The 2,652-nt window shown below is 70.3% G+C and carries 3 protein-coding genes and 1 pseudogene; 1 reads left to right on the top strand and 3 read right to left on the bottom strand.

Going from position 1 to position 2,652, the window contains the following annotated elements; translation table 11 throughout:
* The 3 genes and pseudogenes from HOV91_RS38860 to HOV91_RS38850 all read right to left on the bottom strand — a co-directional run.
* Nucleotides 1-258 (bottom strand): annotated as a pseudogene (locus HOV91_RS38860) (enoyl-CoA hydratase/isomerase family protein); the annotation flags it as partial.
* Between the two features lie 143 nt (nt 259-401).
* Entirely contained in the window at nt 402-1,013 is a 612-nt protein-coding gene (locus HOV91_RS38855; RefSeq protein ID WP_246351610.1) for a TetR/AcrR family transcriptional regulator, read from the bottom strand.
* A gap of 88 nt (nt 1,014-1,101) precedes the next feature.
* On the bottom strand, nt 1,102-2,004 hold the full coding sequence (locus tag HOV91_RS38850; RefSeq protein WP_174190151.1) for an alpha/beta fold hydrolase: 903 nt from the start codon (nt 2,002-2,004) through the stop codon (nt 1,102-1,104).
* A gap of 127 nt (nt 2,005-2,131) precedes the next feature.
* On the opposite strand from HOV91_RS38850, the gene HOV91_RS38845 reads away from it, so the two are divergent.
* Nucleotides 2,132-2,652, top strand: a 521-nt coding sequence (locus HOV91_RS38845) for a cation:proton antiporter domain-containing protein (protein ID WP_174190150.1), incomplete at its 3' end; no start/stop codon positions are given.

Raw genomic sequence — 2,652 nt, 5'->3', positions numbered from 1 at the left:
GAGGAAGGGGTGGGGCTGTTCGATCATGCCGCTGAGGGCGGCGGGGTCGGCGTGGGTGAGGAAGCGGCCGGGCAGTCCCCCGGTGAGTACGACCGCGCCGACGGTGTCGTCGGTGTCGACGGCGGCGGTGAGGGTGTCGAGGTCGCGGACGACCGCGGTGGTGACGAAGTTCCAGGGTGGTGCGACGACGCGCGCGGTGAGTACCCGCCCGGTGTGTTGGAGTTCGATGGTTTCCAGGTGGAGGTCGGCGGCGGGCATCGGCGGCTCCTTCGGTGCGCGGGTGAGCGGTCGGAACGCGAGACGGTGTCCGCGCGGCGGTGTTCCGGCGCGGCCTGTTCCCGACTATGGCATTCACCATAATGGGTGTGTCAAGGGTGTGGCGGATCGCGCGCCGGGAGTGTTCAGTGCGTGGCGGGCATCAGCTCGCGCAACCCGTCGACCGCGTCGTCGAGGGGTGTGATGTCGCGGTGGACGCGGCACAGCGCGATGGCGCCCTCGAATGCGGCGACCGTGAGCGTGGCCAGGCGGGCGGCGCGCTCGGCGGGCACGGCGTGGCGGGTCAGCATCCCGGTGAGGGCTTGCTGCCAGCGGTCGAAGACCTCCGCGGCGAGGCGGGCGAACTCCGGGGTTTCGTCGTTGGTTTCGACGGCGACCGCGAAGATCGGGCAGCCGGCTCGGAAGTCGCTGTCGAGCAGGGTGTGCCGCCACATCGCGGCGAAGCGGTCCAGCGCGGCGGTCGGCTCGTCGTCGCTGGTCAGGCGTTCGATGTAGGCCGACATCAGATCGCCCGCCGTGCTGAGCGCGTCGGTGATCAGCTCGGTGCGTCCGCCCGGGAAGTGGTGGTACACCGAGCCGCGCGGCGCGCCGGTGGCGGCCAGGACGCGGTCGACGCTGGTGGCGCTGGCGCCGTGCACGCGAAGGGAGTCGATCGCGCCGTCGATCATGCGTTGCCGTGCCTGGCCCCTGGGGGGAGGCGGGGTGCCGGCGCTGCGGGATCGACGTGTCGTTGCCATACCGCCCATACTATGGCGCCTGCCATAGAAGGTGCTGTCGTTCCGGACCGGCCTGGCCGGTCCGGAAACGACGCCTGCGCGGCCTCGGTCACGCGGTGGGCTTGTGCACCCGAGTGCCGTGGAACTCCAGCAGCGCCGCGAGGGTCTGCTCGGGGGCTTCCAGCTGCGGGTAGTGGCCGATCCCGGGCAGCTCGACCACGTCGGGGTCGGTGATCAGCTCGCGGTAGCGGCGCACCATGTGACCGCCGGAAACGGGGTCGGCCGTGCCGTCGACGAACCGGAGGGGAACCCGGGTCTGCTGCAGGGCGCCCACCCAGCGCCGCCGGTGCTTGCGCCGCTCGGCCAGGTACCGGATCAGCTTGTGGCCGTTGCGTTTTCCGTGCTTGCTGCACCACAGCAGCCAGAACTGGTGCAGTTCGACCTCGGTGGGCCGGGTGTCGGGCCCGAACACCGCGGCCAGGCTGCGGTGGAAGGTGTGCTCGGTGCCCAGCACGCCGACGAGCGGGCCGAGCGGGCCGGCCAGCAGCCGCTGCACCGCGCGGGGGCGGTGCGCCTCGGGGAACAGTCCGCCGTTGAGCAGGAACACCGATTCGACCAGCAGTGATTCCTCGCCGACGGCGCGGCGTTCGTTGTCGCGGGCCAGCAGTTCCTGGGCGACGGTGTCGCCGTAGTCGTGGGCCAGGATGTGGTATCGGCCGATGCCCTGTTCGCGCAGCAGGTTCTCGTGGATGTCGGCTTGGTCGGCGATGCTGTAGTCGTAGTGGCGTGGTTTGGCCGACCAGCCGAATCCGATCATGTCCGGCGCGATGACGCGGGCGAAGCGCTCGCCCAGGCCGGGCCAGATCCGATGCCAGTCCCAGGACGCGGTGGGGAATCCGTGGATGCACACCAGCGTCCCGTCGGGGCCACCGCCTCCGTCGCGCCAGAAGACCTGGTGGCCGCGATGGGTGTGGCGTCGTCCGTTCGCCCGCCAGGACGCGAACTCCTCCATGTTCTACCTCCTCGTCGTCGACAAGCATGGCGCGTGATCGCGCCGGGCACAGTGGTTCGGTGGACCGCGGACGTGTCATCTACCGCGCGGGCCGTTTGCCGATCGTGCGCTCTGCGAGAATTCCACCGTGGATGTCGCGATCGGCCTGGTTGTTCTCGTCGCGTCGGCGGCCGCGTTGGCGGCGCTGGCGCGTCGGTTCGGTGTCTCCGAACCGTTGGTGCTGACGGTGGGTGGGGTGGCGGCGTCGTATCTGCCGTTCGTGCCGGAGATCCACCTGGAACCGGAGATCATTCTGCTCGGTTTGCTGCCTCCTTTGCTGTATACCGCCGCGATCCGCACGTCGCTGGTGGATTTCCGGGCGAATGTGCGCACGATCGCGTTGCTGTCGGTGGGTTTGGTCCTGTTCACGACGTTCGCCGTGGCGGTCGTGGTGTGGTGGCTGCTGAAGGTGCCGTTCCCGGTCGCGGTCGCCTTGGGCGCGGTGGTGGCTCCGCCGGACGCGGTGGCCGCGACGGCGGTGGCCCGGCGGATCGGGATGCCGCGGCGGATCGTGACGATCCTGGAGGACGAGTCGCTGTTGAACGACGCGACCGCGCTGGTGGCGTTGCGTACCGCGCTGGCGGCCACGGTGGGGGCCTGTCTCTTATA

It is taken from the genome of Nocardia barduliensis, from assembly GCF_013315795.1.
In the GTDB taxonomy this organism is placed as follows: Bacteria; Actinomycetota; Actinomycetes; order Mycobacteriales; family Mycobacteriaceae; genus Nocardia; species Nocardia barduliensis.
The sequence above is the reverse complement of the archived record's forward strand: the minus strand, read 5'-3'. Positions and strand labels throughout refer to the sequence as shown.

Bases quoted from the DNA above. Each gene is read 5' to 3' on its own strand.
- HOV91_RS38855 (WP_246351610.1), bottom strand. From the start codon at position 1,013: ATGGCAACGACACGTCGATCCCGCAGCGCCGGCACCCCGCCTCCCCCC.
- HOV91_RS38850 (WP_174190151.1), bottom strand. From the start codon at position 2,004: ATGGAGGAGTTCGCGTCCTGGCGGGCGAACGGACGACGCCACACCCAT.